General features: G+C 72.8%; 21 protein-coding genes. 12 read left to right on the top strand and 9 right to left on the bottom strand.

Features of this window, described 5'->3' with window-relative positions:
- Window positions 1–32: 32 nt before the first annotated feature.
- The 3 genes from AMY39116_RS0319455 to AMY39116_RS43235 all read left to right on the top strand — a co-directional run bounded on the left by AMY39116_RS0319455 (window position 33) and on the right by AMY39116_RS43235 (window position 4,689).
- Entirely contained in the window at window positions 33–683 is a 651-nt protein-coding gene (locus tag AMY39116_RS0319455) for a TetR/AcrR family transcriptional regulator (protein WP_020419311.1), read from the top strand.
- 441 nt (window positions 684–1,124) lie between these two features.
- The gene (locus AMY39116_RS44740; RefSeq protein ID WP_020419310.1) at window positions 1,125–4,019 is read left to right on the top strand and encodes a non-ribosomal peptide synthetase; all 2,895 of its coding nucleotides are present in this window, start codon (window positions 1,125–1,127) and stop codon (window positions 4,017–4,019) included.
- A gap of 208 nt (window positions 4,020–4,227) precedes the next feature.
- Window positions 4,228–4,689 carry a DUF6130 family protein gene (locus AMY39116_RS43235; RefSeq protein ID WP_020419309.1) on the top strand — a complete coding sequence of 154 codons (462 nt, stop codon included), beginning with the start codon at window positions 4,228–4,230 and terminating at the stop codon, window positions 4,687–4,689.
- Window positions 4,690–4,698: 9 nt separating this feature from the next.
- Here the strand turns inward: AMY39116_RS43235 and AMY39116_RS0319440 are convergent, their stop codons facing one another.
- Window positions 4,699–5,241, bottom strand: a complete 543-nt coding sequence (locus AMY39116_RS0319440; protein ID WP_020419308.1) for a TetR/AcrR family transcriptional regulator — start codon at window positions 5,239–5,241, stop codon at window positions 4,699–4,701.
- A 167-nt stretch (window positions 5,242–5,408) separates the two neighbouring features.
- On the opposite strand from AMY39116_RS0319440, the gene AMY39116_RS0319435 reads away from it, so the two are divergent.
- Window positions 5,409–6,149, top strand: coding sequence for a response regulator transcription factor (locus AMY39116_RS0319435; protein WP_020419307.1), 741 nt, complete (start codon window positions 5,409–5,411; stop codon window positions 6,147–6,149).
- Window positions 6,150–6,165: 16 nt separating this feature from the next.
- Here the strand turns inward: AMY39116_RS0319435 and AMY39116_RS0319430 are convergent, their stop codons facing one another.
- From AMY39116_RS0319430 to AMY39116_RS46205, 3 genes are read right to left on the bottom strand one after another with little or no spacing between them, the layout of a single operon-like run.
- Complete coding sequence (locus tag AMY39116_RS0319430) at window positions 6,166–6,927, bottom strand: alpha/beta fold hydrolase (protein WP_020419306.1); 762 nt, start codon at window positions 6,925–6,927, stop codon at window positions 6,166–6,168.
- Window positions 6,914–7,141, bottom strand: a complete 228-nt coding sequence (locus tag AMY39116_RS0319425) for a hypothetical protein (protein WP_020419305.1) — start codon at window positions 7,139–7,141, stop codon at window positions 6,914–6,916. Before AMY39116_RS0319425 ends, AMY39116_RS0319430 begins: the two co-directional genes overlap by 14 nt.
- Window positions 7,142–7,151: 10 nt before the next feature.
- A complete protein-coding gene (locus AMY39116_RS46205; protein WP_020419304.1) occupies window positions 7,152–7,316 on the bottom strand; it encodes a hypothetical protein in 165 nt (54 codons plus the stop codon).
- 278 nt (window positions 7,317–7,594) lie between these two features.
- On the opposite strand from AMY39116_RS46205, the gene abc-f reads away from it, so the two are divergent.
- Both abc-f and AMY39116_RS0319410 read left to right on the top strand, forming a co-directional pair.
- On the top strand, window positions 7,595–9,202 hold the full coding sequence (gene abc-f, locus AMY39116_RS0319415) for a ribosomal protection-like ABC-F family protein (RefSeq protein WP_020419303.1): 1,608 nt from the start codon (window positions 7,595–7,597) through the stop codon (window positions 9,200–9,202).
- Window positions 9,202–10,797, top strand: coding sequence for an ABC-F family ATP-binding cassette domain-containing protein (locus tag AMY39116_RS0319410; protein WP_020419302.1), 1,596 nt, complete (start codon window positions 9,202–9,204; stop codon window positions 10,795–10,797). Before abc-f ends, AMY39116_RS0319410 begins: the two co-directional genes overlap by 1 nt.
- Before the next feature lie 19 nt (window positions 10,798–10,816).
- Here AMY39116_RS0319410 and AMY39116_RS46200 read toward each other — a convergent pair whose 3' ends face one another.
- On the bottom strand, window positions 10,817–13,348 hold the full coding sequence (locus tag AMY39116_RS46200) for a BTAD domain-containing putative transcriptional regulator (RefSeq protein ID WP_157358614.1): 2,532 nt from the start codon (window positions 13,346–13,348) through the stop codon (window positions 10,817–10,819).
- Between the two features lie 72 nt (window positions 13,349–13,420).
- Window positions 13,421–14,776, bottom strand: a complete 1,356-nt coding sequence (locus tag AMY39116_RS0319400; protein WP_020419300.1) for a glutamine synthetase family protein — start codon at window positions 14,774–14,776, stop codon at window positions 13,421–13,423.
- 215 nt (window positions 14,777–14,991) lie between these two features.
- Between AMY39116_RS0319400 and AMY39116_RS0319395 the strand changes: the two genes are divergently transcribed.
- From AMY39116_RS0319395 to AMY39116_RS43225, 5 genes are all read left to right on the top strand, one after another.
- Window positions 14,992–15,750 (top strand): AfsR/SARP family transcriptional regulator, encoded by a 759-nt coding sequence (locus tag AMY39116_RS0319395; protein ID WP_020419299.1) that lies wholly within the window; start codon window positions 14,992–14,994, stop codon window positions 15,748–15,750.
- A 102-nt stretch (window positions 15,751–15,852) separates the two neighbouring features.
- Complete coding sequence (locus AMY39116_RS0319390) at window positions 15,853–16,284, top strand: organic hydroperoxide resistance protein (RefSeq protein WP_020419298.1); 432 nt, start codon at window positions 15,853–15,855, stop codon at window positions 16,282–16,284.
- A gap of 85 nt (window positions 16,285–16,369) precedes the next feature.
- Window positions 16,370–17,143, top strand: a complete 774-nt coding sequence (locus AMY39116_RS0319385) for an alpha/beta hydrolase (RefSeq protein WP_020419297.1) — start codon at window positions 16,370–16,372, stop codon at window positions 17,141–17,143.
- Window positions 17,144–17,364: 221 nt separating this feature from the next.
- Window positions 17,365–18,825 (top strand): aldehyde dehydrogenase, encoded by a 1,461-nt coding sequence (locus AMY39116_RS0319375; RefSeq protein ID WP_020419296.1) that lies wholly within the window; start codon window positions 17,365–17,367, stop codon window positions 18,823–18,825.
- Window positions 18,822–20,177: an MDR family MFS transporter gene (locus AMY39116_RS43225; protein ID WP_020419295.1), complete on the top strand. Its 1,356-nt coding sequence runs from the start codon at window positions 18,822–18,824 to the stop codon at window positions 20,175–20,177. Before AMY39116_RS0319375 ends, AMY39116_RS43225 begins: the two co-directional genes overlap by 4 nt.
- Window positions 20,178–20,499: 322 nt before the next feature.
- On the opposite strand, the gene AMY39116_RS0319365 is transcribed toward AMY39116_RS43225, so the two are convergent.
- From AMY39116_RS0319365 to AMY39116_RS0319355, 3 genes are all read right to left on the bottom strand, one after another.
- A complete protein-coding gene (locus AMY39116_RS0319365) occupies window positions 20,500–21,537 on the bottom strand; it encodes an alpha/beta fold hydrolase (RefSeq protein ID WP_027936059.1) in 1,038 nt (345 codons plus the stop codon).
- Between the two features lie 96 nt (window positions 21,538–21,633).
- Window positions 21,634–24,345 carry an AAA family ATPase gene (locus AMY39116_RS0319360; protein WP_020419293.1) on the bottom strand — a complete coding sequence of 904 codons (2,712 nt, stop codon included), beginning with the start codon at window positions 24,343–24,345 and terminating at the stop codon, window positions 21,634–21,636.
- Window positions 24,346–24,485: 140 nt separating this feature from the next.
- Window positions 24,486–25,649, bottom strand: coding sequence for an acyl-CoA dehydrogenase family protein (locus AMY39116_RS0319355; RefSeq protein WP_027936058.1), 1,164 nt, complete (start codon window positions 25,647–25,649; stop codon window positions 24,486–24,488).
- A gap of 95 nt (window positions 25,650–25,744) precedes the next feature.
- Here AMY39116_RS0319355 and AMY39116_RS0319350 point away from each other — a divergent pair, with 95 nt between their 5' ends.
- Entirely contained in the window at window positions 25,745–26,176 is a 432-nt protein-coding gene (locus AMY39116_RS0319350) for a cupin domain-containing protein (protein WP_020419291.1), read from the top strand.
- Window positions 26,177–26,181: the final 5 nt, after the last annotated feature.

Genomic DNA, 26,181 nt, shown 5'->3' with positions numbered 1-26,181 from the left:
TGCGCAACAGGGTTGTGCTAAAGTTTCGAGTCATGGGTCACACTCCGCAACGGGCCCGCAGCGCGGAGGCGAAGCACCAGCGGGAGCGGGACATCCTCGACGCGGCCCGCGCGCTGGGCAGCGAGCGCACCGTCCGCGCGGTCACGCTCACCGACATCGCGGCCGAGGTGGGCATGCACAAGTCCGCGATGCTGCGTTACTTCGAGACGCGGGAGCAGATCTTCCTGACCCTCACCGCCGAAAGCTGGCAGGAGTGGACGGCCGCCGTGTGCGCGGAGCTGCGGCCGCTCGAATCCGCGACGCCGGAGGAGCTCGCATCCGCTCTCGCGCGGTCGCTCGTGGCGCGGCCGCTGTTCTGCGACCTGCTCGCCCACGCCCCGATGAACCTGGAACGCAACGTCTCTCTCGACACGGTCGTCGCCTTCAAGAGAAGCGTCCTGCGCGACGTGGCCACGGTGGCCGGCGAACTGCGGCGCCTGCTCGCCCTCCCCGAACCGGCCGCCGCCGACGCCGTCGCGACCGCGACAGCCATGGCGGGTGCGCTGTGGCAGATGGCCGCACCCGGCACCACGCTGCGCACCCTGTACGAAACGCACCCCGAACTGACCCACGCCCTGGTCGACGTGGAACCCCGCCTGACCGCGATCCTCACCGCCCTGCTGACCGGCATGTCCGGCGAGTAGGCGCCGAGGGGCGAAGGCACGCATCTCCCCTTGCGGACCGGCGCGGCTCGACACATGATCCCCCGAGGCGGCCTGCTGTCACGCGCCCTACTTCGGTCGCCTCTGCGCCCAACGGGCAACTTCCTCGGCGGCGGAACCGGCAGCCCGCTCCACCCGACGTAACCAACCTGAAGGGACACTCCCCACTCGATTTCGACAGTGCGAACCTCGGCACGGTGGTAGCCGTTCCAAGCTAGTGCCAGCCTCCTCAGCGCTGAGGCCGGTCCCGGTGGCGGCCACCTCGACCGCGATCCCGCCGCCGCCGCGCCGGGCGGTCATCGGCTCCAGCCACTCCGGCACGGACACGCTCACCCGCGACACATCCGCGGTCAGTTCCTCACCGCAGCCGTGGTCCTGTCCGCCGTCCATGGCGTGTATACCGCCCTGTGGTGGCATCGGCGCATGAGTGCAGCGCGCTACAGCCGCCGGGTCGTCGCCGATGACTGGTTGCGGCTGGCCAGCGATCCGGCGTGGCCGATCTGCGTCCAGATCGTCGTCGAGGGCACGGCTCTGCCGGACCGGACGGCGCTCGCCGCGGCGGTCGGCGTCGCGGCGGAGGCCTGCCCGGGGGCGCGGCTAACGCGCCACGGCCACCGCTGGGTCGACACCGGTCGCACACCCGAAGTCCGCGAACTCGACGGGGACGCCTTCGACCGGGAGACGCTGACCGGGCTGCCCGCGCTGTACCGGCCGCTCGCCGGCGACCGCGGAGGTCCCACCTGCGAGGTCGTGGTGCTGACCGGCGCACGCCCGGCCCTGGTCTTCCGCGCCCACCACGCCGTGATGGACGCGCAGGGCCTGCTGACGTTCGCCCGCGCGGTCTTCCAGGCCCTGCGCGGCGAAACCCCGGAGACGGCCGCGGACGACCTGGACGCCGTCGAGCTGCTGCGCCGCGCCGGAACCGGGCCACGCAAGACGATCCCGCAGAACTCCCAGCCACCGTTGCGTGCGGCCGGACCGCCCGAACAACGCCGTCCCGCGTTCCTGCGGCGCACCGTCGACGGGCGCCCGTCGGCCGTGACCGCGAAGATCGCGCACGCGCTCGCCCGGTGCGCCGGGGGCGACCTCGACGTTTCGGTCACCGTCGATCTGCGCCGCCACGTGCCGGAGGCCCGGACCACCGCGAGCCTGTCCTACGCGCTCAGCCTGCCGGTCCGCGCGGACGACACGTGGCGCGACGTGCAACAGCGGATGCTGGAAAGCCTGGCCGTGCGCGACGAGCTGCGGGAAACCCCGCCGCTGCCGGTGATCCGGATGCTCGGCGCGCTGCCCGCGCCGGTGACCCGGGCGCTGTACCGCGGCATCGACGCCCGGTTCGGCCAGGGCAAGGCGTACGCCGGGTTCCAGGTGTCGCACCTGGGACGGCTCGACCTCGCCGACTTCGGCGGCGGCGGGTTCACCGCGGAGACGATCTACTCGCTGCCCACCTGGGGCGTCTGCATGATCCCGATGGTCACGTTGGTGGAGACCGGCGCACGCACGGAGATCGTGCTGTGCGGCGACGACACCCACACCGCGCTGGCCCGCCGTTTCCTCGACACGATCGGCGATGCGCTGGCGCCGCCCGAGGCGGTCCTGCGTGGCCGCGACACCTCGCCGGAGGTGTACCTGGTCCCCCGGTTCGCCGAGGTGGTCACGACCTCTCCGGACCGCGTGGCGCTGAGCGAGTCCGGGCGGGAGGTCACCTATGCCGAGCTGCTCGGGCTCGCCGGGGGCGTCGCGCGGCAGCTCACGGATCGTGGCATCGGACGCGGCGACCTGGTGGGTGTGGTGGCGGAACGGTCGGTCGCGGGTGCCGCCGCGCTCCTGGGCGTGCTGATGGCCGGGGCGGCCTACCTGCCGCTCGACCCCGGCGATCCGGACGAGCGGCTGCGCGGGATCCTTGACGACGCGGGCGTGCGGGTGCTGCTCGCGCCGCGGCCCCACGACCAGCGGCCTCTCGGCTGTGCCACCGTGGTTCTCGACGACGTGCCGCCGGCCGCGGCGACGCCCGCCGCGGTCACCGGCGAGGACCTCGCCTACGTGATCTACACCTCCGGCACGTCCGGCGAGCCGAAAGGCGTCGAGGTCACGCACCGCAACCTGGCCGCCTACCTGGGTTTCGCGCTCCAGGAGTACGAAGTGGACAGCGCGACCTGCTTCCCGCTGTTCACCTCGCTCGCGTTCGACCTCGCCGTGACCACACTGCTGCCGCTGCTCGCGGGTGGCCGGGTCGTGCTGGTGCCGGAGGCCCCCAACCACGTCAACCTGGAGCGCGTGCTGACCGGGAGCGGGGTCACCGCGCTCAAGATCACGCCTTCGCACCTCGATCTGTTCCACCGCCTCGGGATCAGCCCGTCGGGCATCCGGCTCGCGGTCGTCGGCGGCGAGGCGCTGACCGGGTCGCTGGCGGCGATCGCGCGGGAGCTGTTCGGACCGGACTGCCGGATCGTCAACGAGTACGGGCCCACGGAGGCGACCGTCGGGTGTGTTGTGCACACCTACGACCCGGCTGCCGACACCGGCGCGACCGTCCCGATCGGACGGCCCGCGGGCACCACGTCGGTGCACCTGCTGGACGACCAGGGCGCCCACGTGGCCGCGGGTGAGACGGGTGAGATCCACCTGGCGGGCGAGCAGGTGGCCCGCGGCTACCGGGGCCGTCCCGACCGGTCCTTCACCCAGCTCGCGGACGGCACCCGCGTCTACCGCACCGGCGACCTGGCGCGGCGGCTGCCCAGTGGTGAGCTGGAATGCCTGGGCCGGGCGGACGCGCAGCTCAAGATCCTCGGTCACCGCGTGGAGCCGGCGGAGATCGAGCACGCGCTGGCACGGCATCCGGCGGTCGAGCGCGCGGTGGTGATCGCGCGCGGTCAGGTTCTGCACGCCTACCTGACCGCTTCGGCCGAGGTGTCCGAAAAGGACCTCGCGGCGCACGCCGCGGAGGTGCTGCCGCCTTACGCCGTGCCGGTGTCGTTCGTGGTGCTGGAGGAGTTCCCGCGCACCGCGAACGGCAAGGTGGACCTGCGTGCGCTGCCCGGGCCCTCCCCCGTCGCGGCGGCCGTCGGCGATCCCGTCGACGAGGTTCTGGCGGCCGTGCTGGGCATCTGGGCGCGGACGCTCGGCCTGCCCGCGGGCACGATCGCCGCGGACAGCGACTTCCACCGGCTCGGCGGCACGTCGATCGACCTGCTGGCGATGATCGCGGCGGTGGACCGGGAGCTGCCCGGCGTGGCGCTGGCGGACCACCTGGCGGCGATCGTCGCAGCTCCGACACCGGCGACGGTGGCCGATCTGGTGCCTGACCCACAAAGGTGACCCCTGCGGCGGCGGCCTGTTGGCTGCTTCCGGTGCGCGCACCCCGCGGCGCAGATGCCGCTGCCCCGGTGCGTGACGCACAGCGGTGACCTCGCGCGGCGGCGGCCCGTTGCTTCCGATGCAGGCCATGCCGGTCCGGCGCGTGACGTACAGCGGTGACGTCGCGCGACGGGCGCGACGGCGGTGGCCGGTTGCTTACGTTCGGTGCATGATCCGTGCAGTTCTCGTCACCACTGTCGCCGCCGTCGCCGCCGCTCTCCTGACCGCCTGTTCGGCGGGCACCCCGCCGCCCTCGTCGGTGGCCGCGGTGGATCCGAGCTGGTCGCCCGCGCCCGTCGTGCCGCTCGCGTCGCAGCCGCCGCCCGCGCTCGTCGTGGACCAGCCGTTGCCGGACCAGCTCGCGAAGGGGCTGGTGGTCATCCGCTACCGCGCGGAGAACCTGCGGATCGTGCCGGTGTACGGGCCGAACGCGCTCGACGTGTCGCCGCGGATCGGGCACATCCACGTCACGGTCGACGACGCGCCGTGGCACTGGGCCGACGCGAGCGGCGAGCCGCTGATCATCCAGGGCCTGCCGGCCGGTCCGCACCGCGTGTGGATCGGCCTGGCCGACCCGACGCACATGATCCTGGACAGCAAGACCCTGGACTTCGTCATACCCGCGCGGTGAGCGCCGGTGTCAGCTCGCCCCGAAACCCCGCAGGAACGTCTCGACGAGGACGTCGGCGGCCTGGGCGTCGCTGAGGCCGGGCAGTTCCCGGGTGGCGAGGTGCAACAGCTGCCCGAGCACGCGGCCCGCCCAGCCGGCGGGCAGGCCGGGCCGCAAGAAGCCTTCGTCGGTGGCCCGCTGGAGGAACAGCTCGATCTCGTCGACCGAACGCTGGCGCCGCGCCCAGATCTCCGGGTCCGAGCGCATCCGGCTGACTTCGGTCGGCCACTTGCGGTTCACGCCGACGATCAGCTCGACGTAGCGGTGCAGGGCCACCGGCACCGGCGCCTCCCGCAGCCGGGCGGCCTCGGTCGCCTGCTCGATCGCGTCGAGGCGGGCCTCGTACACCGCCGTCAGCAGTTCTTCCCGGCCGGCGAAACGCCGGTAGACGGTGCGGCGGTCGACGCCGGCCTCCGCCGCGATCGCGGCGATGCTGGTGCCGGGGTCGTCGGCGAGCATGCGGGCACCCGTGGTCAGCACGAGCTCGAGGTTGCGCGCGGCGTCGGCTCTCACGTCCCCAACATACTCTCGGTGTCGCACTCGGGACGGAGTACCGCTACAGCGCTGAGGCGTTCCAGGTGGGTTCCGGCCCTTCGACCGGTCGTCGTCGTTCTGTCGGCGAGTTGTAGGCGTCGCGGTGGTCGACTGGAGTGGAAGGGCCAGGACGAGGAGGGGCACCTGTGAGCGTCGACGTGCGCACCGAACCGGAGGGATCGGAGCTGGTTGTCGGGCTGTTGCCGCGCGAGGACCCGGCCATCGGCCGGGACGCCTCCCGTGACGCGCGGCGCACGGAGACGGTGACCGCCTGCGTGTTCGCCGACGACCTGCTGGACGGCGAGTCGATGCTGATGCCGCTCAACGCCGCGCCCGACGTGCGCGTGCTCCCCGCGGGCAGGCACACCGAGGCCGACGTCGTGGTGGTGGTCGCGGCCTCGGTCACCGGGTCGCTGCTGGACTCGATGGAGGAGATCTCCGCGCGGGCGGAGAACCCGCGCCAGCGGATGGTGCTGGTGTCGGGCCCCCTGCGCGGGCCGCAACTGGCGCGGGTCGTGGGGTGCGGCGTGGTGAGCATCCTGCCGCGGGCAGGCATCACCCCGCGAGTGGTGCTGCGGGCCGTGCTCGCGAGCGGCACCGGCGGAGCGGTCGTCCCCGAGGCCGTGACGCGCTGGCTGCTCGACGAGGCACGCGCGTTCCAGCAGACGATCCTCGCCGGGCAGGGCCTGAACACGGGCGGCCTGACCGACCGGGAGGTCGACGTGCTCCGGCTGCTCGCCGAAGGGCACGACACCGGTCACGTGGCCGCTGAGCTGAACTTCTCGGAGCGCACGATCAAGAAGATCATCCAGAACCTGACCGGACGGTTCGGCCTGCGCAACCGCACCCACGCGGTGACCTACGCGTTGCGCGCCGGCGCCATCTGACCCGGCACACAGTGTCCTATTCGGACAGTGCCGCCACGATTCTCGCCACCGCGACGGGCTGTCCCATGTGGGGGAAGTGCCCGCTTCCCGGCAGAACGGTGAACCGCGCGTCCGGCAGGACCGACGTCAGCCACGTGGCATAACCGGGGTTCACCGGCGAGCGGCTGACGTGGTGGAATGCGCTTTCCCCGGCGCCCAGGGCGAGCAGCTGCCGGATCCGGTTCTCCCGCAGCTCGTCCGCCGGGACCTCCAGGATCTCGCGCCAGTAACCGAGGAGCAGGTCCTGCAGTGGCGTGGACCGCAGCAGGTCGCGCCGCTGCGGGGCGAGCTCGTCGACGCCCATCCCGGCGAGCAGTTTGTTCCACACGCTCAGGTACTCCGGCCCGCGCAGCACGGGCTCGGCCGAGCGCAGCATCTCGCCGAAGGGGCCGGCCAGGAGCGGCTGGTCGATGTCCAGCACGGCCCGCGCCGGGTACTTCGCCGCGTACACCGCGGCGACGACGGCCCCGACGGAATGGCCCACCAGCACCGGCCTGCGCAGGCCGGCGGCGGTGACCGCGCCGTGCAGGAGGTCGGCGACGTCGGAGGGGTCGTAGGACTCCCGCCGGGGCGACGCGCCGTGCCCGGGCAGGTCGAGCGCCACCACCCGGCGGCCGCGCAGCGCGCGGACCAGCGGCCCCCACATGGCGCGGTCGAAGGTCAGGCCGTGCAGCAGGACGACGGGCGGGCGGCCGTCGTCCGTGCCGGTGACGTCCCCGTCCAGTTCACCGAGTCGCATGGGTTTCCTTCCACAGTCCCTCGTCGAGGAGGTCCGCCAGCGCCTGGGCGCAGCCGTCGAGCAGCTTGGTCCCCTTGTCCGCGGACGCCGCGCGCGCGTCACCGGCGACGCCCGAGGTGGTGATCTCGTCGAAGGGCACGGCGTCCCGCGCGGCCAGGCCACGCAGGTCCGCCGCCGGCAGGTGGTTCCAGCGAACCTCGGTGTCAGGAAGCATGCACCGAACGCTAGGCCGCGCCGGCCCGCCCCGCGCCCGTCATCCGACGCCGACCCTGTACGTCACCACGGTTGAACAGCGGCGTCAGCACCGCGGCGATTGCGAGGTTCAGCACGAACGCGGTCAGTGCGATGTAGACCGCTGTCTGGCAGGCGGTGATCGTGCCGTAGGCCATGCCGTCGGCCCGGGGTGCGGGCTACGACTTCACCTACGGCTAGCGCCGGGCACGGTCACCCGACCGGTGATCGCCGAGGCTGGTATGGTGGACGGGCAAGGGAACCGTTTTGAGGAGACTCGACGTGGCAGGTGAAGACGACATCTCCGGGTGATCCCCCGGAGTGAGCAAGGCCCCCCACGCTTCAGTTCGAAGCAGTGCCGTGGTGGCCATGTCGTCGTCCACCCGTATCCGCGGTCCGCTGGTCCGCGCCACTCCCTTTCCGAGGTCTCGTTCCCATGTCCGAATCCCGCATCGTCGTGTCCGGTCTGTCCTTTTCCTGGCCGGACGACACCCCCGTCTTCGACCAGCTGTCGTTCAGCGTTCCCGACGGGCGCACCGGTCTGGTCGCCCCGAACGGGGCAGGCAAGTCCACCCTGCTCAAGCTGATCGCGGGCGAGCTGACGCCCTCCGACGGCGGCGTGTCCGTCGACGGTCTGCTCGGCTACCTGCCGCAGGATCTCCCGCTGACGGGTGAACCGACCGTCGCCGAAGTGCTGGGCATCGAGCCGGTGCTGCGTGCGCTGGCGGCCGTCGAGTCCGGCGACGTCGCCGAGGAGCACTTCACCACCATCGGCGAGGACTGGGACATCGAGGAACGCACCCGCGCCCAGCTGGACCGGCTCGGCCTGGAGGACATCACGCTGGACCGCACCCTGGGCACCCTGTCCGGCGGCCAGATCGTGTCACTCGGCCTGGCCGCCCAGCTGCTCAAGCGGCCCGATGTGCTGCTGCTCGACGAACCGACCAACAACCTCGACCTGCAGGCCCGGCACCAGCTCTACGCCGTGCTCGACGACTGGTCCGGCTGCCTGTTGGTGGTCAGCCACGACCGCGCGCTGCTGGACCGGATGGACCGCATCGCCGAGCTCGACGGCGGCGAGATCCGGTACTACGGCGGCAACTTCACCGAGTACGAGCAGGCGGTGCAGGCCGAGCGCGAGGTGGCGGAGAAGAACATTCGCAGCGCCGAGCAGGAGGTCAAGCGCGAGAAGCGGGAGATGCAGCAGGCGCGGGAGCGGGCGGCGAAGCGAGCCAGCAACGCGCAGCGCAACCTCTCCAACGCCGGTCTGCCGAAGATCCTCGCCGGCGCCCGCAAGCGCAACGCGCAGGAGTCCGCTGGCAAGGCCGACGGCACGCACGCGGCCCGGGTCAGCGCGGCGAAAGCCAAGCTGGACGAGGCGGAGCGGTCGCTGCGGGAGGACCAGAAGATCACCCTGGAACTCCCCCAGACCGCGGTGCCCGCGGGCCGGACGCTGTTCCTCGGCGAGGGCCTGCGCAAGCGGGACCTCTTCGGCGACGGCGTGGACCTGGCGATCCGCGGCCCGGAGCGCCTCGCGCTGTCCGGCGCGAACGGGTCCGGCAAGTCCACCCTGCTGCGCATGATCACCGGTGATCTCGACCCGGACGGCGGCGAGATCAAGCGCGCCGACGGCCGGATCGCCTACCTGTCCCAGCGCCTGGACCTGCTCGACGACACGCGCACGGTCGCGGAGAACCTGGCGGCGTTCGCGCCCGCGATGCTGCCCGCGCAGCGGATGAACCTGCTGGCGCGCTTCCTGTTCCGCGGCGACCGGGCGCACCTGCCCGTTTCCGTCCTGTCCGGCGGGGAACGGTTGCGCGCGACGCTGGCGTGCATCCTGTTCGCCGAACCCGCGCCACAACTGCTGTTGCTGGACGAACCGACGAACAACCTGGACCTGGTCAGCGCCGGGCAGCTGGAGAGCGCGCTCAACGCCTACCAGGGCGCGTTCGTGGTGGTGAGCCACGACGAGCGGTTCCTGGGTGAGATCCGCATCGACCGACGGCTGCGGCTCGACGGCGGCAAGCTGGCCGAGTCCCGCTGATGTCGGCGGCTCTCGTCGCGCACGACCTCGTGCGCGTCCTCGGTGACCGCCGGGTGCTGGACGGGGTGTCGCTCACCGCGGCGCCCGGGCACCGGATCGGGTTGATCGGGGAGAACGGTGCGGGCAAGTCGACGTTGCTGCGCGTGCTAGCCGGGGTGGACCGGCCGGACCGCGGCAGCGTCGAGCGCCCGGCGGATCTCGGTTACCTGCACCAGGAAATGCCGTTCGACCCGGCGGCGACGGTGGCGGACGTGGTCGACGACGCGCTCGCGGGCGCGCGCGAGGACCTGGCGGAACTGGAGCGGCTCGGCGCGCTGCTCGCCGAGGACGAGGGACTGTTCGACTCCTACTCCGAGCGGCTGGCGCTCGCCGAGCTGCACGACGCGTGGGACGCCGACCGGCGCGCGAAGATGGTCCTCGACGGGCTGGGGTTGGGCGGAGTCGCGCCGGAGAGGCGGCTCGGTGAGCTGTCCGGCGGGCAGCGGGGACGGCTCGCGCTGGCCGCGCTGCTGGTGCGGCGGCCGTCCGCGGTGCTGCTGGACGAGCCGACGAACCACCTCGACGACGGCGCCGCCGCGTTCCTCGAAGAGCAGGTGCGCGGCCTGCCCGGCACGGTCGTGGTGGCCAGCCACGACCGTGCGTTCCTGGACGCGGTGTGCACCGACATCGTCGACCTCGACCCGGCGGTCGGCGGGCCGGTGCGGTTCGGCGGCAACTACACCGGTTACCTCGCGCAGAAGCGAGCGGACCGGGAGCGGTGGGAGCGGCGTCACGCCGAGGAGCAGGAGGAGATCGCGGCGCTGCGGGACTCGCTGGGCGTGACCACGCACCGGGTCGCGCCGGACCGGGCGGCGCGGGACAGCGAGAAGATGGGCTACGGGCACCGGGCCGGGCGGGTACAGAACTCGATCTCGCGCCGGGTCCGCAACGCCGCGCGACGACTGGCGGAGCTGGAACGCACGCAGGTGCCCGCTCCCCCGCCGCCGCTGCGGTTCCGCCCGGACGCGCTGGCCGGGGAGGCGCCGGAAGAGGTCCTGGTGTCGCTGCGGGACGTGCACGTGCCCGGGCGGCTCACGGTGGAGCACCTGGACATCGGTGCCACCGCACGGCTCCTGGTGACCGGCCCGAACGGGGCGGGCAAGTCGACGCTGCTGCACGTGCTGGCCGGGCGGCTGGAAGTGCCCGGCGTGCGGCGGCTGCCGGAGCTGCGGGTTGGCATCCTGAGCCAGGACACCGAGTTCGCCGTGCCTTCGCGAACCGCGCGCGAGACCTATGCGGCGGCCGCCGGTGCCGAGGCGGTGCCGCTGGAGTCGTTGGGACTGCTGGGAAAGTGGGACGCCGGCAAGCCGGTCGGCGAGCTGTCGGTGGGCCAGCGGCGACGGCTGGCGCTGGCGATCCTGGTCGCGAACCCACCGCAGCTGCTCCTGCTGGACGAGCCGACGAACCACCTGTCCCCTGCCCTGTGCGACGAACTGGAGGACGCGCTGGGCCCCGGCCCGGGCGCGATCGTGGTGGCCGCGCACGACCGCCGCCTCCGCGAACGCTGGCAGGGCGTCGAGGTGCGGGTCCACAACGGACGGATCGATCCGGGTTAGGCGCGTCGTGCGCGGCGCCTCAATGCCCTTCACGGCGGAAGAGGTCCGGGCGCCGCGGCGCCCAGAGTTCGTCCTCCAGGTGGCGGTCCTGCCAGGACGACGGCGGGTCGGCGATCCAGTCGTGGCCGAAGATCGCGTACGGGTAGCTCGACCCGGCGCAGTTCACCTCGTAGTGGTCCAGGTAGTCCATCAACGGCGCCCACAGCTGCCGGTTCGCGATGACCAGGTAGGAGGCCGCCAGGCCCGGCTCGTGCACCCAGCCCCGCATCATCCTGGCCAGGAACACGTCGGTGATCGGGTTCGGCTTGGACTCGAACGCCGGGCAGATCAGGTGCCGGGCGATGCCGAAGTGCGCCCCGGGCGGCAGGTTCCGCCGAGCGACGTCCTGCCAGACGTCCGCGATCACCGGGTCGGCCTCCAGCTCCTCGGGCGCCGGCTCGCGCACGGTCAGCCAGCTCATGAAGGCACGCAACCGGTCGCTGTGGACGCAGCGCAGGACGTAGAAGCCGCCGGGCTGGCGGTTCAGCCAGAACCGGACCGACGACGCGGTGAACTCGCCGTAGGTTTCGTGCGCGAGCGCGACCAGCTCGTCGTGGTCGGCCGGGGTGACCCCGGTGGCCCGCACGTCCGGCTCCCCCGTCGCCGACACGTACCGGTTCGTCACGCCGCCGCGGCGCCGGAGGTGGCTGATGGTCCGCAGGACCGCCGCGCTCGCCCGCGGATCGGTGGAGTCCCGCAGCAGCGTGTTCATCGTGTAGTCGCGGATCCGCCGGTGCATCCGCTCGTAGCCCACCGGGTCCCGCCACCGCAGGTGGGCCTCCAGCGCTTCGCGGAGCACCCCGTTGATGTCCAGGCCGTGCCCGGGCGTCTCGACGTAGGGCTGCACGCGCAGCCAGTCGAACAGCTCCGCGGCGTCCCCGCCGGGCACGGCGACGCGCAGGAGGTCCTCGGTGGTGTACCGGGCGTGCGCGCACACGTGCAGCGCCCACCGGTGCTGCGGCGACGGCACCGCACCGATCAGGGTGTCGAGCACGGTGTCGACCACGAACCGCACGGCCTCGCGGCGCGACGGCTGCCCGGTCGCCGACATGCTGCGGCCGACCTCGGCGGCCAGCGACAGCACGAACGGGTTGCCCGCCGCGAAGTCCACGATGGACGGCACGAACCCGGGATCGACGCCGCGTGCCTCGACCAGCGCCGCCGACTCCGCGGCGCTGAGGGCTTCCAGCTGCCGCGCCACGATCGAACCGGACCACGCCGGGTCGGTGATCCAGCAGACGCTGGGCCCGAGCCGGCTCGCCACGACGACGATCGAGTCGGCGGGCAGCGTGCGGAGGTACTCGTCGCGCAGCCACGGTTCGAGTTCGCCGTGCCCTTCGAAGGAGTCGACGAGCACCACGGGCCCGGCGGACGCCGTGGTCAGCCCTTCGGCCAGCTGGTCCAGCCGTTCCCGCAGCTCCGCGGTGCTGACGTCGTGCAGGTGCCACACCGTCCGGCCGGCGGCCGCGGCGTCGTCGGCGTAGCGGCGCAGCAGGGTCGACTTGCCGACGCCCGCGTGACCGCACACGAAGAACACCACGAGGCCGTCGCCGCGCCTGCGGCCGAGCATCGCGGCGAAGGCGGCGCGCTCGGCGTCCCGGCCGACGAACCGGGATCCGACGGCGCGGTCCAGTGCCGCACCGGCCGGGCGGGTCGCCGGCTCCCCGGTCACCGGCGCCACGGCCCGTGGCCGCGGGGCGGGCACGAACTCGTCCTCGGCGTCGATGTCGGCGCGCAGGATCTTCTCGTGGATGGCCCGCAGGCGCGGCCCCGGGCTGACGCCCAGCTCCTTGCCGAGCAGGTCGTAGACCATCCGGTAGACCTCCAGCGCCTCGGCGCGGCGGCCGCTGCGATAGAGGGCCAGCAGGTAGATCTCGTACAGCGGCTCCTCCAGCCGGTTCAGCTGGATGAGCAGCGGCACCTCGGCCACCACCTCGGCGTGCTCGCCCATCTCCAGGCGCAGCTGCAACAGCTCCTGGGTGGCGATGAGCTTCAGCCGCTCCAGGCGGGAGCGTTCCCGCTCGGCGGCCTCGCCCGGCACCCCGGCCAGCGCGGTGCCCGTCCACAGGTCGAGCGCCTCGCGCAGGTGCTTGGCCGCGCCCGGCACGTCCCCGTTCCCGCGTTCCTGCCGGGCGGTCTCGACCAGCCGGGTGAACTCGTCCGCGTCGAGCGCGAACAGCGACGGGTCGAGCATGTAACCACCGGACTGCGAGCGGATCGCCGAGCCGAGGCCGTGCTCGGAGAGCACGCGCCGGATGCGCGAGATGTAGGTGCGGATCACGGCCTCACCGGTGGCCGGGGCGCGATCGCCCCACAGGCCGTCGATGAGCTCGCCGATCCGGACGAAGCTGCCACTGCGCGACAACAGCAGCATCAGCACGGCCTGCTGTTGGGGCGCGCCCAGTTCCAGCTCGGCGTTGCCGCAGCGGAGGCCGGGCGGTCCGAGGATGGTGAAACGGCATGGGGTCGAGACCACGTTCTGCTGTCCAATCACGGCTGCCCGGCGGTGCATACCCGGAAAGTAGGTCTGCCGGGACGGCCCTCGCGAGCGTCACGTGACGCTGTGCTTGTACGTCACCGCTGGTCAGTACAACCAGCGGTGTCCCGCGACCACCTCGTCGGGCGAGCGCTGCGCCGCCCACGCGGCGTCGGATTCCCGCACGGCGCGGAACGCGTCGGCGAGTTCCGCGCCGAGGACCGCGGAGATCCGCGCGTTGCCGGCCAGCGCGGCGAGCTGCTCGTCCACAGTGGAGGGCAGGAGCCGGATGCCCGCGGCCGCGCGCTCGGCGTCGGTCCAGGTGCCGGGGTCCTGCTGGACGGGGTCCGGCGGGGTCAGGCGGTCCTCGACGCCCGCGATCCCGGCGGCGATGACGACCGCCAGCGCGAGGTAGGGGTTGGCCGAGGCGTCCGACGGCTTGAGTTCGACGTTGGCGCGGCCGGCGCCCAGGAACGGCGAGCCCGGGACCAGCCGCAGCGCGGCTTCCCGGTTCTCCGGGCCCCAGAACCCGTAGGCGCCGGACCAAAATCCGGGGCGCCGCCGCAGCAGCGACGCGACGCTCGGGGCGGTGACGGCGAGGACCGCGGGCAGGTCGCGCAGCAGGCCGGCGAGGTAGGCGGCGCCGTCGTCGGTGAGCCCGTGCGGTCCGCTGCCGCCTTCGAGCAGGTTGACCTCGTCGCGGCTGATCGAGGTGTGCAGGTGCCAGCCGTTGCCGACCGTGCCGGTCTCCACCAGCGGCGCGAAGCTCGCCCGCAGACCGTGGGTGCGGGCGGCCGCGTGGATGGTCTGGCGGGCGAGCAGCTGCTGGTCGGCGGCGGTGAGCGGGTCCTGCGCGGTGATGCTGAGCTCGAACTGCCCCGGCCCGTATTCGCCGTGGAACTGGTGCACGCCGATGCCGTTGTGGTCGAGGTCGCGCAGCAGCTGCTCGGCGAACCCGTCGACGGCCAGGGTGCGGAGCGGGCCGTAGGAGGGCCCGTCGTGCACCGGGCGGAACTCGCCGGCGTCGGCCGCGGTGAGCTGGAACTCGATTTCGTAGCCCGCGCGCACGGTCAGTCCCGCGGCGGCGGCGCGCGCGACCTGCCGTTCGAGCACCCCGCGCGGGTCGTAGGGCCAGTCCGAGCCGTCGGCGGCGACCAGGCGGCCCGGCGCCCAGGCGAAGCCGGACTGACCGGACAAGCGGACGATGCGGTCTGCTTCGGGCACGAGCCGGACGTCACCCGATGGCGTGCCGAGTCCTTTGTGGCCGAACGTGATCGCGTCGTGCGAGTCGAAGACCGCGCACGGGGGTGTGACGCCGATCCCGGTGCGCACGGCGGACGGCAGCCCGCGGGGCGGCACGGTCCGCGACCTGGTGATGCCGTTGTTGTCGGCCCAGGCGACGGTGATCCCGACGACGCCCTGATCCGCGAGCTCCGCCACAGTGGCCCGCACGTCCTTGCTCACCGAGTACCCTTTCGTTCACAGCGCTTCCGTTGCCGGCGCACCATTCCTAGAGCAGTGGTGCAGACAACGCGTAGACGTCGTGTCTACGAAGCGAAGTGCGCGGGTTCCCGCGACGCCGGCACGGCGCCTCTGACACAGTGGAGGCAGGGCCGGTCGCAGGAGCCCAGGCTCGACTTCACAATCTCGCGCGTCGCGGAAGGGCGGGGGAACCAATCATGGCCGGGGTGAGTTTCGGGTTGCTGGGCCCGATCAGGGTGTGGCACGACGGTCATCAGCTGGACGCCGGATCCCCGCAGCAGCGCGGGGTCCTCGCCCTGTTGCTGCTCGGCGAGGGGCGGCAGGTCACGCTCGAGGAGATCGTGGGCGCGTTGTGGGGGCCGGAGGCGCCGCGCAGCGCGGTCGTCACGACGCGCACCTACATCTCGCGCCTGCGCCGGCTGTTGACCGGCGCCGCGGGCGGGGGCACGTCGGCGGAGATCCGGTCCGCCGGCCGCGGGTACCAGCTGCTCGTCGACCCGGCCGCGGTCGACGTGACGGTGTTCCGCCAGACCACGGCCGACGCGCGTGACGCACGGGACCGGGGTGAGGACGCCGAGGCGGCGCGGCTGCTGCGCGGGGCGCTGGCGTTGTGGCGCGGGCCCGCGCTCGACGGGCTGGGCGGCCCGTTCTTCGAGGGCCGCCGCACGTGGCTGGAGCAGCTGCGGGCGTCGGCGATGGAGGAGCGCTGGGCGCTGGACATCGGCCAGGGCGACTGCGCGCAGGCGATCGCCGAGCTGACGCTGGCCACGACCGGCGAGCCCTACCGGGAACGGTTGTGGGAGCTGCTGATGTGGGCGCTGGACAGCGAAGGCCGGCGGGACGAGGCGTTGTCGGCGTATGAGCGGATCGCCCGGCTGCTCGACGACGACCTGGGACTGGAGCCCGGCCCCGGACTGCGGCGGATGCACGCGCGGATCAGCGCGGCACTGGTCTGATCCGGGGATGACGTACACCGGTGACGTCGTGCGACGGTCGCCGCGGCGGTTCCGGCGTTCGTAACGTGGTCGGCACACACCACGGAACGCAAAGGAAAGCCGATGTCTGAGATCACCTACACCGCGGTCGCCTCCTCCACCGCGGAGGGCCGCAACGGGGGTCACGCCAGGTCCGACGACGGGCAGCTGGACGTCACGCTCGGCGTGCCCAAGGCGCTCGGCGGCGCGGGCAACGGCACCAACCCGGAGCAGCTGTTCGCCGCCGGGTGGGCGTCCTGCTTCATCGGCGCGGTGCGCCGGGTCGCCACCGCGAAGAAGATCCACCCGAGCGACCTCGCCGTCGTCGCGGAGATCACCCTGCACCACGACACCGAGGCCAACGACTTCAAGCTGAGCGCGGCGCTGCACCTGGAGGCCTCCGGCGTCGACCAGGCCACCGCCGACGAGCTGGTCCAGGGCGCGCACCAGCTGTGCCCGTACTCGAAGGCCACGCGCGGCAACATCGAGGTCACCCTCGACGCCACCGTCGCCTGACCTCTCCCCCCTACCTCGAGCCCGCCCCCGCTGTCCCCGGTGGCGGGCTCGAGCCCGTTTTGTCCACAGTGAACGGAGCTCCTCGATGAAGATCTTCCCAGCGGTGGCCGCGGTGCTCGCCGCGTCCGTGCTGGCCGCCTGCGGAGCGGAGGCCGAAACGACGCCTCCCCCGGGACCGAAGCCGACCGTCGTGCTGGTGCACGGCGCGTTCGAGGACGCGTCGTCCTGGGCGCAGGTGACGCGGAAGCTGCAGTCCGAGAACTACCCGGTGGTCGCGCCGGCCGTGCCGCTGCGCGGCGTCGCCGCGGACACCGCCGCCCTGCAGGGTGTGCTGAACGCCATCAAGGGCCCGAAGATCCTCGTCGGGCACTCCTACGGCGGTCTGCTGATCAGCGAGCTGGCCTCCGCGCCGGATGTACGCGCCCTGGTCTACGTGGCCGCGTTCATCCCGCAGGCCGGTGAGACGGCGGGGCAGCTGAACTCGCAGTTCCCCGGCACGCTGATCGGCCCGGCCACGACGCACACCGTGGACAGCCCGGACGGCCCCGAGCTGTACGTCAACACCGACAGCTTCGCGGCGCTGTTCGCCGGTGGGCTGCCGGCCGCCGACGCGGCGGTGTCCGCCGCCGGGCAGCGGCCGATCCTGGCCGCAGCCTTCGACGAGAAGGTCGCCACCACGGCGCCGGGCAACGTGCGGAAGTTCGCGATCGTGGCGACCCGCGACCAGGCGATCCCGCCCGCCGCCGAGCGGTTCGAGGCGCAGCGCGCGGGCGCGACGATCACCGAGGTCGACTCGCCGCACGCGGTGCCGGCGGCGAACCCGCAGGCCGTCGTCGACGTGATCCACCAGGCGAGCTGACCTGCCCGCCGTGACGAGTTCCAGGCTGCAGGATCACCAGCGCCGGCGACGAATGGGCACCGCGCGGCGGCGGGCCGGGCTCGGGCACACCGCGCACCTGGGCAGCCGGAACGCCGAAGGCGCTTCCGCTGAAGTGTGACCCTCCGGACAGAAACCGCCTCATCACTGTGGCAATTAAGTGCTACAGTGATGAGGCAGTTGAAATTCGGAGGGAGCACCCAGTGATCATCAACGAGCAGCTCTTCATCGGCGGCGAGTGGACCACCCCGAGCAGCCCGGAGCTGCTGGACATCCGGTCCCCGCACGACCAGTCGCTGCTGGGCCGCGCCGCGCAGGCGCTGCCCGCGGACGTCGACCGGGCCGTCGCCGCCGCGCGGAAGGCCTTCGACGAGGGGCCGTGGCCGCACACCTCGCCCGCGGAGCGGATCGCCGTCATCCGCAGGCTGAACAAGCTCCGCGAGGAGCGCGCCGACGAGATCGCGGCGCTGATTTCGGCCGAGAACGGCTCGGCCCTGTGGTTCACCAAGGCCGGCCAGCCCGGTCTGACCCGTCAGGCGAACGCCTACCTGAAGGCGGCGGAGGAGTTCGGCTGGGAGGAGACCCTCGAACCCTCCGACCCCGCCGCGCCGTTCCGCTCGGTCGTGCGCCGCGAGGCGGTCGGTGTGGTCGCCGCGATCATCCCGTGGAACTCGCCGTTCTCCTCGGCGATGGCGAAGATCCTGCCCGCGCTGCTGGCCGGGAACACGGTCGTGCTCAAAGTGTCGCCGGAGAACACGCTGAGCATGAACCTGCTCGCGGATCTGCTGGCGCAGACCGGCCTGCCGGAGGGCGTGATCAGCGTGCTGCCCGCGGACCGCGAGACAAGCGAGCACCTGGTCAAGCACGCGGACGTGGACAAGATCGCCTTCACCGGCTCGACCCGCGCCGGCCGCCGCATCGCCTCGCTGGCCGGTGAGCAGCTCAAGCGCGTGAGCCTGGAACTGGGCGGCAAGTCCGCCATGATCATCCTGCCGGACGCCAACCTCGGCGCCGCGATCCAGGGCGTGAAGTTCTCCTCCCTGCTGAACAACGCCGAGTCGTGCATCGCCCAGACCCGCATCCTCGCGCCGCGCGCCCGCTACGGGGAGGTGGTCGCCGGGCTGAAGGAGCTCGTCGAGTCGCTCGGTGTCGGCGACCCGGCTCAGGACACCACGTTCATCGGCCCGATGGTGCGGCGCGACCAGCAGCAGCGCGTCCTCGGCTACATCCGGACCGGCATCGAGGAGGGCGCCCGGCTCGTCACCGGCGGCCCGGAAGTCCCGGCGGGGCTGGAAAACGGCTTCTACGTGACGCCGACGCTGTTCGCCGACGTGGACAACTCGATGCGCATCGCGCAGGAGGAGATCTTCGGCCCGGTCCTGGTCGTCATCGCCTACGACGACGAGGACGACGCGGTCCGCATCGCCAACGACTCCGAATACGGCCTGTCCGGCGGCGTGTGGTCGGCCGATCCCGCGCACGCGCTGGCGGTCGCGCGCCGCGTCCGCACCGGCACGATCACCGTCAACGGCGCGCCCATCGGGTTCGACGGGCCGTTCGGCGGGTTCAAGGCCAGTGGGCTGGGCCGCGAGTACGGCGCGGTCGGGCTCGGCACCTACACCGAGTACAAGACGGTCACGATCCCGGTGCAGGCGCAACGATGACGACCGTCGACATCCCCGCCAGACCCGCCGTGCGACCGGCGGTGACAGCCCTCGTCCTGGCTGTCCTGCTGGCCTCACTGGACCAGACCATCGTCTCGACCGCGTTGCCCCGGATCGCCGGGGACCTCGGCGGGTTCCGCGACATCGCGTGGGTGACCGCGTCCTACCTGCTCGCCTCGACCGCGGCCACCCCGTTGTGGGGCAAGCTCGGCGACATGCTGGGGCGCAAACGCCTCTATCTCGTCGCCACCACGGCGTTCCTGGTCGCGTCCGCGTTGTGCGGGCTGGCGCAGGACCTGCCGCAGCTCGTCGCCGCGCGTGCCCTGCAGGGACTGGCCGGCGGCGGGATGATCGTCCTGACGTTCGCGCTCGTCGGCGACATCGTCGCGCCGGCGGAACGCGGCCGGTACCAGGGCCGGTTCGGCTCGGTGTACGGCGTCGCGAGCATCGCCGGGCCGCTGCTGGGCGGGCTGTTCACCGACGAGTTGTCGTGGCGGTGGGCGTTCCTGATCAACGTGCCGGTCGGCCTGGTGGCGGTGGCGATCGCCGCGCGGTACCTGCCGGCGGCGGCGCGGCGCCCGGCCGCCCGGATCGACTACCTGGGCGCGGGTCTGCTGGCCGCGGCGGCGACCGCGTTGATCCTGATCACCTCGTTCGGCGAGCGGTGGGGCTGGGCGTCCCCGGGCGTCCTGGGGCTCGCGGTGGCGGCGGTCGTGTTGATCGCGCTGGTGATCCCGGTCGAACGCCGGGCCGCGGCGCCAGTGCTGCCGTTGTCGATGCTCACCTCGCGGACGGTCGTGATCGCCTCGGTGGTCGGGTTCGTCGCCAACGTCGCCATGTTCAGCGTGCTGGTCTACCTGCCGACGTACCTGCAGGTGGTGGACGGGGTGTCGGCCACGCTGTCCGGCGTGCACATGCTGCCGCTGGTGATCGGGCTGGTGGTGAGCCAGTCGCTGGCCGGCCGGTGGATCGCGAACCCGGCGCGCGTGCGGGTGGTGCTGGTGGCCGGGATGGTGCTCAACGTCGCCGGGCTGGTGCTGCTGAGCACTCTGGCGCCGGGCGCGTCGCAGATCGTCCTGGTGCTGTACTTCCTGGTGACCGGTGTCGGCATCGGGATGGTGCCGATGGTCGCGCTGACGGCGGCGCAGAACGCGGTCCCGGCGGCGGACATCGGCGCGGCGAGCGCGGTGGTGACCTTCGCCCGGTCGATCGGCGCGGCGTTCGGGGTGGCGGTGTTCGGGACGCTGCTGGGTGATGATGTGGCGGGGAACATCGGTGGGGCGTTCCTGTGGATCACGCCGCTGGTGGTGCTGGGGACGCTTCTCGCGTTTCTTCTTCCGAAGCGGAGCTGACTTTGGTGCGAATGGGCGCCCGGCTTTTGGCCGGGCGCTTTTCGCTACGCGGGTTTCTCGGGCGCCGGGCTCGCAGGCTCGCACCGGGTGAAGCCCGCCCCGATTTCTCATTCTTTCAACGGCCGAGCAGGGGTTGTCAAGGCTGGAAAGAGTACCTTGACAACCCCTGATCGGCCGCCGAACTGGGCTGGGGATCGGGGGTGGGGAGGGGCCTGGGCGGGCTGCTGAGGGCGTTGCGTTGGCGGCCGGCGGTGGGTTCGCGGGAAAGAGAAAAGCCCGGGGCACGCGCCCCGGGCGGCTGTCCTCAGTGGACCGTCCAGCCCTAGAAGTGGTCCGCGTCCACGATCGCTCGCGTGAACGGTTGCGGCGCCTCCTGCGGTGCGTTGTGCCCGATGCCGGCGAACACGCGGTGGTCGTACTTGCCCGTGAACTTGCTCCGGTACGCCATGCCGTCCGCCGCGGCGCCGTCGAAGTCGCTGCCGATCGTGATCGTGGGCACGGTGATCGCAGGCGCGGTCTGCAGCTTCTGCTCGTAGACGTCGTACTGCGGCTCACCCGGGGCCAGACTGAGCCGCCAGCGGTAGTTGTGCACCACGATCGCCACGTGGTCCGGGTTCTCGAACGCCGCCGCGCTCCGGTCGAACGTCGCGTCGTCGAAGTTCCACGCCGGGGACGCGTTCTTCCAGATCAGCTTGGTGAAGTCGTGGCGGTTCTCCGTGTAGCCCAGCACCCCGCGCTCGGTCGCGAAGTAGTACTGGTACCACCAGCCCAGCTCGGCCGCGGGCGCCAGCGGCTGCAGGTTCGCCGCCAGGTTCGTGATCAGGTACCCGCTCACCGCGACCAGCGCCTTGACCCGCTCCGGCCACAACGCGGCGATGATCGTGGCCGTGCGCGAACCCCAGTCGTAGCCGCCGAAGATCGCCTTGTCGATCTTGAGCGCGTCCAGCAGGGCGATGACGTCGAGCGCGATCGCCGACTGCTGCCCGTTGCGCACGGTCTGCGCCGAAAGGAACGTGGTGCTGCCGTACCCGCGCAGGAACGGCACGATCACCCGGTAACCCTGGGCGGCCAGCAACGGCGCGACGTCGACGTAGCTGTACGGGTCGTAGGGCCAGCCGTGCAGCAGCACCACCGGCTGCCCGGTCGCCGGCCCGAACTCGAAGTAACCCATGTCCAGCACCCCGGCGGTGACCTGCTTGACCGGGCCGAGCGAGGTGTGCTCGCCGGAGCCCGTCCGCAGGTCCGCGCCCGGCGCCGGAGCGGGAGCCGCGGCCGGCGCCCCCTTCGGCGAGCACGCGGCCAGCGACGCCGCCGCCGCGCCCGCCGCGATCGTCTGCCCGAACAGTCTCCTGCTGATCATCTCGAAACTCTCCCGTGCGAGGTACCCGTTGACGTCGACGACGCTAGGCACCACGCACGGGGTTCCGCGCCCGTCGGATGACGCTGCGCGTGTACGTCACCCCAGGTTTTCCAGAATCCCGGCCAGGTCGGCGCGGGAGCTCACCCCCAGTTTCGGGAAGATCCGGTGCAGGTGGGTGCCCACCGTGCGGTGCGACAGGTACAGCCGCTGCCCGATCTCCCGGTTGGTCAGCCCCTGCGCGGCCAGCTCGGCGATGCTCAGCTCGTGCGGCGTCAGCTTCTCCCGCGCGTCCGGGCCGCGGTTCGGGCTCGACTCCCCCGCGCTGCGCAACTCCCGCCGCGCCCGCTCACCCCACGCGGTCATCCCGAGCGCGTCGAACGTCTCCCGCGCCGTCCGCAGGTGCGTTCGCGACTCCACGACCCGCCGCTGCCGCCGCAACCACTCGCCGAACGCCAGGTGCACCCGCCCGCGCTCGGCGGGCCACCCGGTCAGATCCGCCCGCAACGCGTCCAGGAACAGCTCCTCGGCGTCGTCGGTGGAGGCGAGCACCGCCCGCGCGTACCGCAGTCCGATGTGGAGCGCGGGGGACGAGGTGGTCTTCCCGAGCGGTTCCATCTCCGCCAGGATGTCCCGCATCGTGTCGCCCTGTCCGGATCGGACCGCGGCCTCGGTCAGCTCGGCGAGGAAGTAGGCCCGCAACGCCAGCTGGTAGGCCGGATCGGCCGGGTCGAGCACGCGGCGCAGGTCGGCGAACGCGTCTTCGTAGCGGCCCTCGCTCAGCGCGGTGAGCCCGCGGGCGAGCTGGACGGTCGCCAGCACCGGCCGGGCGCCCGCGGCGAGCCCAGCGCGCTCGGCCTCGTCGGCCAGCGCGGTGGCCTGCTCGTGCTCGCCCCGCAACGCGGCGATCTCGGCCTGCACCGCTGTGGCCAGGCCGAACATGAACGGCTGCTGCGTCTCCTTGGCGAGCTGGGCGGCCTCGGCGGCGATCGGCACCGCGGTGGCCAGATCGCCGAGCCGGGTGCGGCTCCACGCCTGCACGGCCAGCGCCCGCGGCAGCAGCCCGAGCAGCCCCTGGGCCCGCAACCCCGGCGCGGCCGCCGCGGAGAACCGCGCGGCCAGGTCGAACGCCCCGACCTGCAGGGACGCGCTGCCCAGGTAGCGGTCGACCGCGGAGTTCGCCCCCGCGGAGCCGGCGAGGGTGCGCAGCCCGTCGAGCACGGTCTCGCCGCGCTCGAACGGTGCGACGTAGGCGGCGATCGCGACCTGGCGTGGATCGTCGGCGGGCAGCGGCAGCCGGTCCGACACGGCCAGCAGCTCGCGCCGGGTCTCCGGGCCGGGTTCGGACCAGAAACAGCGCATCGCGGTGCTCCACAGGATGCGCACCGCGGCTTCGGTGTGCCCGTCGCCGGCGACCTGCGCGGCCAGCTCGCCGAGTTCGGCGACGCGCGTGATGTCCTCGCGCACCCCGTCCTCGAACGCGCTGAGCAGCCACGCCGCGGCGACCTGCTGGCGCGGGGTGAGTTCCAGGGTCTGCGCCTCGCGGACCAGCCGGTCGACCGTCTCGCGGCGGCCGCAGTCGCCCGCCAGCTCCGCGGCGCGCAGCAGGCGGACCGCGCGCCGGTCCGGCCGCTCGGACAACCGGGCGGCCTGTTCGAGCGCGGCGATCGCGGCCGTGGCCGCGCCGCGGCGGCGGGCCCGTTCGGCGACGTCGTCCAGTTCCCCGGCCACCGCCTCGTCGGCGCTCGTGGTCGCGGCGGCCTGGTGCCAGGCCCGCCGGTCCGGGTGCGCGACCAGTGTCGCCGCGAGCGCCAGGTGCGCCTGCCTGCGCTCGGTGAGCGTCGCGGCCGCCGGGATGGCCGACCGCATCAGCGGGTGCCGGAACGTCACCGCCCCCACCGCGACGTCGACGAGGCCGGCGGCCACCGCCGGGGTCAGCACGTCGACCTCGACGGTGTCCTGCAGGACGAGCCCGGTGGCGGACAGCGTTTCGGCGACCGAGTCGCTCTGCCCGAGCGCCGCGACCAGCAGCGCGGTGCGGGCCGGGGCGGGCAGGTCGGCGACCCGGGCGGTGAAGGCCCGTTCCAGGCGGTCGCTGAGCGGCAGCACGGGATCGAGCACGCCCGCTTCGGCCACGGCGGCGGGCAGTTCGGCCAGCGCGAGCGGGTTGCCCGCCGCCTGGGCGAGCACCTGCTCCCGCGCCGGCGGGTCCAGGTCCGGGGCGACCGAGTCGAGCAGGGCCACGGCGTCTTCGTCGGACAGCCGCTCGACCGGCATCGGGGTCAGCCCGGCGTCCTGCAGCGGTGAGCGGTCGCCGTCGCGCAGGGTCGCGATCAGGGCGACCGGCTCGGCGTCGATCCGGCGGGCCACGAAGGCCAGCACGTCGACGCTCGCGCGGTCGAGCCAGTGCACGTCCTCGGCGACGAGCAGCAGCGGCTGGTCCGCGGCCTCCTCGGCCAGCAGGGTCAGCGTCGCCAGGCCGACCAGGTAGGTGCTGGGCTCGTCCCCGTCGGCGAGGCCGAGCGCGGTCCGCAACGCGGCCTTCTGCGGCGCGGGCAGCGCGTCGATCCCGGCCCGCACCGGGTAGAGCAGCTGGTGCAGGCCCGCGTAGGCGAGGTTCTGCTCGGCCTCCACCCCGGTCGCCGTCAGCACGCGCACCCCGGCGACCGACGCGGCGGCGGCTGCTTCCGCGACGAGCGCGGACTTCCCGATGCCGGCTTCCCCGGTCAGCAGGAAACCCGTGCACTCCCCCGGGCCGTCCACGAGCTCGCGCAGTCTTTTGAGCTCGGTTTCCCGTCCGAACAACCCCATCCCGCCGCACCCCTGCCCTCGATGTCCCGACGGCGACGATACCGAAATCGGTGCGCTCGGCCCGGCTCAACCGGTTCGTCCAGGCAGCGACCCGCCACGCGGTGGTGGCTGCCCAAGGAGCGGGGAATCCCCCGGCGCCATCAGAACAGCGGCAGCCCGTGGTCCAGGCCCAGCCGCACCCGGCCCGAGCCGCCGAAGAACTCCGGCGCCTGGTTGACGTGCTGCAACGCGGCCATCCCGTCCCGGTGCAGCCGTTCCAGCCGGTTGCCCAGGTAGAGCGAGGTGGAGCTGCCCAGCTCGTACACCGCGACGAGGGCTTCCCGGCCGACCGTCGCGGCGTGGGCCATCGCCGAGTGCAGGTCGGCGTGCAGGTCCAGCGTGACCGGCGCGACGCGGCCTGCGGTGTCGTCGATCCGCCTGGTCACGTCGAACAGGAACAACCGAGCGGCGCGCACCGCGGTCTCGTGGCGGGCCAGCAGCTCCTGCACGCGCGGCTGCTCGGCGAGCAGGCCGCCGAACGCGGTGGTCTTGCCCGGGGCGAGCGCGACCAGTTCGTCGATCGCCTGCTGGACCGTGCCCAGCGCGACCGCGGTGCAGCCGGCGAAGACCAGCAGGACCGGGTTGATGCGGTAGATGGGCCGGTCCAGGCGCAGCGGCGTGTCGATGTTCGCGGTGAGCTCGGCGGGAACGAACGCGTCCTCGACGACGACACCGTGGCTGCCGGTCGCGCGCATCCCGCTGACGTTCCAGGTGTGCTCGATCTTCAGCTGGTCCCGCGAGATGTGGAAGAGCCGCACGTCGGGTTTGCCCGCTTCGGTCATCGCGGGCTGCTCACCGTCCATCACGACGCCGAGCGGAACGAACCACTCGGCGTGGTTGACGCCGCTGACGATGCGCCACCGGCCGGACAGCCGGTAACCGCCCTCGACCGCGACGGCGGTGCCCGGCTGGCCCGCGTTGGCGAACACCGGCTCGCCGCCGCCGGTCCAGATCTTCGCGGCGCCCGCCTCGCTCAGCATCGCGGCGGTGAAGCCGAAGTTGGCGTTCCAGACGACCCACGCGGTGGCGGGGTCGATCCGGGCGAAGTGCTCGTACACGGCCAGCGCGGTGGTGACCGGGACTTCCAGCCCGCCGTACGCGGCGGGGGTGAGCAGGCTGAAGGCGCCCGACGCGCGCAGTTCCGCGACGAGGTGGTCCGGCAGGTCGCCGAGCTTCTCGGCCTCGTCCCGGGCGGCTTCGATCGCGCCCCGCAGCAGGGTGGGCAGGGCGAGTGCCCGGGTCTCCCCGGAAGTGTTGTCCGACATGGCCGCCATGGTGCCGCCGCGGTGTGTACGCGTGATCGACGCGCGTCGACACCGCGTACAGCCGCTGTTCACAGCGCCGCCCTAACTTCGGCCGCATGATCAAGAAAACCGCACTCGTCGTGACCGCAGCCGCCGGACTGGCGCTGACCGTCCTGCCCGGCACGGCCGACGCCACCCCCGGCCAAGGTGTCTCGGCCGTCACGATCTTCGACCACGTCATCGGGAACACCGACTACGTGCTGAAGGAGATCACCCTCGCGCCGGGCGGCAGCACCGGCTGGCACTACCACCCCGGCCAGGTCACCGGGTACGTCAAGCAGGGTGTGCTGAGCCACAACGACTCCAGCTGCGCCAGCGATGGCGTCTACCACGCCGGGCAGATCGTCTCCGAGGAGAGCGGACCCGGATACGTCCACATCGGACGCAACCTGGGCAGCACGCCGGTCGTGCTCGACGTGCTCTACCAGAGCCCGGTCGGTCAGCCGCTCGCCGTCGACGTGCCCAACCCCGGCTGTTCCTTCGAGTGACCTCC

Source organism: Amycolatopsis sp. ATCC 39116, assembly GCF_000231075.2.
In the GTDB taxonomy this organism is placed as follows: Bacteria; Actinomycetota; Actinomycetes; order Mycobacteriales; family Pseudonocardiaceae; genus Amycolatopsis_E; species Amycolatopsis_E tucumanensis.
The sequence above is the reverse complement of the archived record's forward strand: the minus strand, read 5'-3'. Positions and strand labels throughout refer to the sequence as shown.